Consider the following 6258-nt stretch of genomic DNA (forward strand, 5'->3'; position numbering starts at 1 on the left):
GATCATGAGAAAGGCATGCGCTGCTCCAAAAGCATCCGCTGCCAACTCCTCTGCATCTCGAATAATCGAAATAGGATGACCTAAATTATCTAAGGGTTTCATAGAATTGACATCAATGCCAACACATTTTTCTCCCAACAATTCAACAAGTTCTGGATTTCCCCGTCCGCGTTTGTGACCTGGTACATCAAAGGGAACAATCCGTTTCTTTCTTAGCTTTACCAGACCTTCATAAATTGGGGCCTGATTTTGATCTAACTTTTTCAAGACATACTCCTTTACCGTATTTTAAGCTCCTCAAAATGATGAGGGCGACCAAAGGTTGACTTATGAAAAAAGAGCAGGTTTTCACCTGCTCTGCAATCTAATGACGTGTTTATTTTGGTTTCTGTTGAGTATGTCTGTTCCCGATGTTTCCTAACTCTCTAGTAGCAAATATTACGTACTTTATTGATCGTTTCACAAGATGACGTGTGCTTTCACCACACTAAAATTTATGAATTAGGACAAGTGTCCTAACATCAACTTATAAAAGTAGGCTTTTAACCCTATCAATAATGTGGCTTTTCAACCACGCTTCGGCATTCAACCCTGCCTGTCCGTAGGCATTTTTTACTCGGGTTTATATTTACTAGAAAACATCATCTCATTTTCTAAGCCTTATAACTATATCATGTTTACAAGAGCTTGTAAAGTATTTTGTGAAAGTTGTATGCGGTAGAATTTTTTAGAACGCCTAAATTCATACATTTTTTAGGAGAACATCACCGAGTTTTAAAAAAAGACTGAACAAATTTCTTGCTCAGTCTTGACATTGATACACTTATCAGGTATCATTAATTAAAGACTGAGTAAGAAGGTCGGTTTCTTACTCGGTAAGGCGAGAAGTGTTAGCGCACTTTTCGTCTTTTTTTATTCGATTAATTTAAGTAAATTATAACACATTTTTACACACCGCGCAAGCATTTTGTGTTTGATTGTAGCACAAAAAGACCTTTTTTTACAAAGGTTATTGTTATATAACTTTTTATATACTTTGTTATGTACTTCTATTGTTTTCGGAAGTAGGATAATCTTTTACTATCAGGGTAACATTGATATCTAGATGTATTTTCTTTTTCCGTTTTACTCATTCTTTTTTTAATGGTATAAGCAGAAACTTCCTCTAAAGAAATAAATTTTTCATAATCCTCTCTCCAGTTGCCAAAGAATAGTTCCCTCAAGGAATCCTCATAATTCAAAACAATTATCCGACTCATCGTTTCAGCTCCAGCAAGAGTCCAATACATTCCTCTTTTTTTCATTCTATAAGTGACCTTACGATGCTGACTTTCCATTATCCCGATACCTGCATGACTGAATCCTCTCTGTTCGGCTGGTTTGGTATATTGGAAATTTCTCAATATTTTACTCTTGAACTTCTCAAACAACTCTTGTTCTTCTTCTGTATCGATATAACTTTCGGTCGTATCTAGGACAGTTCTCATTAACTGCTTATCATGTTGCTTAATCGCCTGGAAAGCTCTCTCTAATAGATCCTCAGAGTAAAATTTTAGATAATTCTTCAACTCCTTATTTACATGATACTCATCCCAGAAATGTTCGTGGCGTTTAATTCGCAAAACCTTCGCAATCTCTTTGAAAACATAGGGTGTATATCCATGACCTCCATCAGAGTTCGTAATCAATAAAGTCTGATTCGTAATTTCGTAATTATTGAACAGATAATCGATCACCTGCTCCCTCACTAAGCGGTTGTCAAGGCCAATAAATTCTTTTTTATCCTGGAGTTCAAATCGATTGCTACCAACTTTCTGGCTTCCTGTATGGACTACAAAATGGGATAAATCATAATGTTTATTATCTTTCTGTGTGTCACGTGCTTTAACCATCACACCATCACCCTCAATATAAATAACCTGGGCTTTTCTTTTGCTAACCTCTTTATTTTCTTCATAATATCGATAGCCTTCTCTTTCCTCCAATAACTTCTCACAGATTTTTACAGCTTTTACCACAATTGGCTTTGTGATAGAGATATGATAAGTCAATTGAATCACCTGAGTTACTTTATCATATGGCATTAAAGTAGATAATTTGGCCACCTGATACATAAATTCCCAGGAGAAGCGGACGTTTTTCTGAAGCCCTAACTTTTCATCTACTGGAATGACCCAATGATCTCCCTTTTTCCAACGTCTTCTCCTGAAAGTAAACTCACCAAATGTAAAAGCGACGGTTCGCTCCATTGAATGAATACAGGTATAGCCCTTTGCTTTCATGACTGGAATCATCTCCTCATCATACCTAGAAACAAAGTTATAAAATTCTTTTGCATTTTGAAACAGCAATTGATTTTTTAGTTCTCTCTCATCAAAGAAAGCCATTCAGAATCCTCCCTTATTAAAATTACGCTTATTTTAATAAATTTTGACCTGAATGTTCAAATAATCCTTTGTTCTGACAAAAAAAGAGCCTATCTTTTCAGATAAACTCTTACTTGTCATACCAGGGTTTCTCTTTCTTACTAAAATAGGATTTGCTCATTTCAATAGTAGCTATCCCCATAGGAATCAAAATAATACTCCATAAAACCGTCACAATTCCATCTGCAATAAAGGAAAAACCGCCTGTAAAGTGAAGGCCCAAATACAGTAATAATACAACTGGGAAGAAAGCTGGAGCGAATTTTAAAACAGCCAACCCTAAAACGACTATAAACACCATACTAAGACCAAACGTCTTATAAAATACATAGACCGCTATAGCTCCGATAAAAATAAAGAGCAGCTGAACAAGTCTTTTAACGTCAATGAAAATCATTGTAGATTCCTCCTACTTCATCAGTAATATTTTAAAATCTCATCTGTTAGATAAATTCTATTGGGTAGATTGGATTCTTGGTGGACTTCTTCAATTAAACCATGATTCTTTAGCTTCTTTTTCAAAGAAATTACTTTGCTTTTACCTGCTTGAAGAGCCTCCATTAGCTCCTCTACAGGGTAACATACAAAAGTATTTCCATTTTCATCATATCCTTTTAATTCAAAGTCAACTGCAGCTCTTAAACGATTTAATAAAAGCATGTAGAGAAAAATTCCACTACTCTTCAAATCATTGAACTGTGGGTTGTCTATTATTGGACGAGGGATGACAATTTGTCCTGAATCTATTGCTGCTGAAGAAAATTCTGGAATATCTGATAGATTTGATAAGTATTTCATTGCTACATTTCCTTTCTCATGGAACGCTATTTTTTCTTTCGCTCCATCTTTTCCCATTCTCTTATAATCAGATTCTCAATATAAGATGAAGCTGATTTTTCACCGTGAAACTCTACTAAAGAATCTAACATATCATATCGAACATTATGATGCAGAGAGAAAGGAAAACGTTGCTTTTTGTTATAGCTGTCAGGAGACTTTCTAGCCTCCTGATTTTGTTTCCTCGACGAAAGAGTCTTTTCTCTCTTTGGTGTACTCTGGAACGTTTGTTTTACTTGTGCAAATCGATTCTCTGTCATGCTACCTCTCCTTCTAACACATTCAAAATATTTTCATATACGTAGTTTATATTATCATAAAACTTCTGATGTGTCTCTTGTTGGTTAGCTGTCATCTCTTCATGCTGCTCAAAGACACTCTGACTGATCACAAGACTCTTGGCCATGAGCTCTTTCTCCTGGATAGATCCCAAGTAAGCCTGATCTTCTTCAACAACTTCTAAAAATTGTTTACAGGTGTCTGTTACATTGTTTCCAACGTACTTAATCTTATTTCCAATAAGATAAGGTTCTGCTTTAACATAGCTTTTCTTAGTAATAACTTCGATAGCTTCGCTCTTAATGAAGTCTACAAAATTTTTCAAAGATAACCAGGCACGAAAACCATTAAGAGAGGCATCAGAAACAGCCAAGACAATATCTGACACAGCTATAAAATTAGCCGTAACTAGGCTCTCGTCATTGTGCGTATCAATCAGAATGACATCAAATTGTGCTTCTAACTCTTCGTAATGTTCGCTAAACCACATAAACAACTGAAGATATTTGTTGTTTCGACTAGCAAGATCTAACTGCTCATCCGTCAAACGCTCATCACCACAAATCAGACTAAGGTTTTCTGATATTGGTACAATTTCATACTCTCCAGTCGTAAATATATCATAGACGGTTTTCTCACATTTTACATCAAATGTTCTTGTCAAATTGCATTCCCAGGCTCCATCAATGAGTAGTGTTCTAAGCCCCTTAACACGTGCCAACCAATCCCCTTCATTAAAGGTATCTGTAGTCTTACCACCGCCACCTTTACCTAAGTTTGTTGTCTGAATCTTCATGATTCCCTCCTTGGATAATTGTATATTTTGTTATATAACTTTTTATATACTTAATTATACCTAAAACAACTTTTCTTGTCAATATAAAAGCACAAAAAGTTATATAACTTTTTGTGCAACTTGTTAGCCGTATGTACCACCTATATTTCCACCAACATAGGCTTTTAGCTGGATTTGTTGAACCGTAGTATTGAAATTTCCAACGAAGTAGCTGTTCTCTTCTCCGTTTTTAGTTAGAACAATCAAAAATTGAATAACATCATCTGATTCAGTTGGCATCACTTCCAATTGTTCAGGTTGGAAATCATACTGATTCGTCAGAAGAGCCATCGCAAAAGTTTGAACCATCGCATTCTGTGTCATAGATAAATGATTTTCGATTGTTCCCTTGACATTTGGCAGAAACTTCGTCTTTTTTATATCTGCTACTGCTTCTTCAAAGGCTTTTAACACTTCTTTTTTGTCTTCTGAGCTTGCCTCTGCATAGGGGCGTTCTAGTTTTAACTTAGCTGTCCGATAATTCTTCTCGTCTGCTGTTTCCTCTCTGGAAGACGGTTCGTTTTGAGCGGTTCCTGAAGAACTCACCTGAGCCGTTTCTTCTATTTTAGTTTGTTGAGATGGCCTGAAACTCGATACAATCCCTATTCCTGCCAAAATCAATAGAATACCTACTACAATCGATACAACCATATTCTCCTTTATCCAATCAATCATCTTATATCCTCCTTTTAATTTGAACTTAATTTAGCTTCTCTGTCATCTGGATAAGCAAAAGAGATTACCTGTTCTTGTTGTTGTGATTTAGTCCAAATACGATAATTCCATGTATATGGAGTTTTGAACTGATCCCAACCACTCAGAGGTGTATTTTGTTCTACAAATAATATAGAGCCATTCTCGAAAACATGACATACAATTCCAGTATGACCATATCCTCCGCCTCCTACCTGTGAAGAAAAAATAGCGCCTCTTTTGGGTGTAGTCTTAACCGAATTTCCAAATATTGCAGCCCATGCCGCCGCTTGATCTTTCCCATCTCCCTGTACTGAGCCAGAATGACCCCATAAGTGATTTCCCATGCTAATTGTAAGATTCACACATTGTCCAGCATACTCGTCACTTCCAGGATTATACCATCCTGTAGACTTGGCATAATCCATGCCTAAGCTCTTAGGATCAATAATGAATGGTTTCAAGCTATCTGGTAAGTCTTCTGGTTTATACCCCCACGCAGTCGCATCTGAAGGGACAGTTCCCGTTCCATCGGTACTGCTACCTGACTCACCACATCCACTTCTTTCAGCTGAAGAAGACACCGCACTATCTGAAGAACTGACATCTTGTGTACTGGATCCTTCATAAGGTTTCTCACCATGAGCAGCAATAGCTTCCTTATCAAGCCACTGATACTTCGTACCTAGTTTTTGGTACATATCAGTTAGTTTACTCTTATAAGTGCCATCTGTGGCCCATCCACCATCTGCTATAGCAGATAGGCTAGCAATACCATTTGTATTGTTTATAGCCCCTTTATAGAGTGTCTGGTGAGCCATAAACTCAGCTTTCCCTACGATCCCTGCATCGTAGCTAGAGAACCAAGTATAAGCTCCTCCTGTACCGTCTCCGACATTCGCTCCAGGCTTTGTCCCACTTAAATCAACACTATCTTCACCATACGTCGCAAGAGTAACTGGAAAATTACTTTTACTAGAGGTTTTAACACCTCCCATATTGTGAGCTTTCCAGAAGGAAGTACCATTAGGATTCGTAAAATTGAACCCATTCTCTATCATCGTTTGAGTGATAGAAGCTGAAGGTAGGAAACCTCCTGCCTTCCAAGACAGGATATAGGCTTCCTTGTGCTTTTTTACAAAGTCATCGATGGAACCATCAGCTGAAGAAACTGTGGAGTCGCCAGTT

7 protein-coding genes and 1 pseudogene are annotated in these 6258 nt (G+C 37.0%); all 8 read right to left on the minus strand.

All coding sequences use genetic code 11. The features are described from left to right. Nucleotides 1–267 (minus strand): annotated as a pseudogene (locus tag SORDD24_RS11600) (arginine decarboxylase); the annotation flags it as partial. Between the two features lie 782 nt (nt 268–1049). Then, nucleotides 1050–2387: an ISLre2 family transposase gene (locus SORDD24_RS02870; protein ID WP_061407245.1), complete on the minus strand. Its 1338-nt coding sequence runs from the start codon at nt 2385–2387 to the stop codon at nt 1050–1052. Between the two features lie 109 nt (nt 2388–2496). Beyond that, nucleotides 2497–2823, minus strand: a complete 327-nt coding sequence (locus tag SORDD24_RS02875; protein ID WP_061407247.1) for a hypothetical protein — start codon at nt 2821–2823, stop codon at nt 2497–2499. A gap of 20 nt (nt 2824–2843) precedes the next feature. Beyond that, nucleotides 2844–3224, minus strand: a complete 381-nt coding sequence (locus SORDD24_RS02880; RefSeq protein WP_061407880.1) for a replication initiator protein A — start codon at nt 3222–3224, stop codon at nt 2844–2846. A gap of 26 nt (nt 3225–3250) precedes the next feature. Next, nucleotides 3251–3523: a hypothetical protein gene (locus SORDD24_RS02885; protein WP_061407248.1), complete on the minus strand. Its 273-nt coding sequence runs from the start codon at nt 3521–3523 to the stop codon at nt 3251–3253. After that, nucleotides 3520–4338: a ParA family protein gene (locus SORDD24_RS02890; protein ID WP_061407250.1), complete on the minus strand. Its 819-nt coding sequence runs from the start codon at nt 4336–4338 to the stop codon at nt 3520–3522. Before SORDD24_RS02890 ends, SORDD24_RS02885 begins: the two co-directional genes overlap by 4 nt. A 123-nt stretch (nt 4339–4461) precedes the next feature. Next, entirely contained in the window at nt 4462–5052 is a 591-nt protein-coding gene (locus SORDD24_RS02895) for a hypothetical protein (RefSeq protein ID WP_061407252.1), read from the minus strand. 14 nt (nt 5053–5066) lie between these two features. Then, nucleotides 5067–6258: CHAP domain-containing protein (locus SORDD24_RS02900; RefSeq protein ID WP_061407883.1), on the minus strand; the 1192-nt coding region annotated here is incomplete at its 5' end.

The organism is Streptococcus oralis (assembly GCF_001579175.1).
Classification (GTDB): Bacteria; Bacillota; Bacilli; order Lactobacillales; family Streptococcaceae; genus Streptococcus; species Streptococcus oralis_O.

What these genes read in the sequence shown, in the direction of transcription:
- SORDD24_RS02870 (WP_061407245.1), bottom strand. Translation starts at nt 2,387, where the DNA reads ATGGCTTTCTTTGATGAGAGAGAACTAAAAAATCAATTGCTGTTTCAA.
- SORDD24_RS02875 (WP_061407247.1), bottom strand. Translation starts at nt 2,823, where the DNA reads ATGATTTTCATTGACGTTAAAAGACTTGTTCAGCTGCTCTTTATTTTT.
- SORDD24_RS02880 (WP_061407880.1), bottom strand. Translation starts at nt 3,224, where the DNA reads ATGAAATACTTATCAAATCTATCAGATATTCCAGAATTTTCTTCAGCA.
- SORDD24_RS02885 (WP_061407248.1), bottom strand. Translation starts at nt 3,523, where the DNA reads ATGACAGAGAATCGATTTGCACAAGTAAAACAAACGTTCCAGAGTACA.
- SORDD24_RS02890 (WP_061407250.1), bottom strand. Translation starts at nt 4,338, where the DNA reads ATGAAGATTCAGACAACAAACTTAGGTAAAGGTGGCGGTGGTAAGACT.
- SORDD24_RS02895 (WP_061407252.1), bottom strand. Translation starts at nt 5,052, where the DNA reads ATGATTGATTGGATAAAGGAGAATATGGTTGTATCGATTGTAGTAGGT.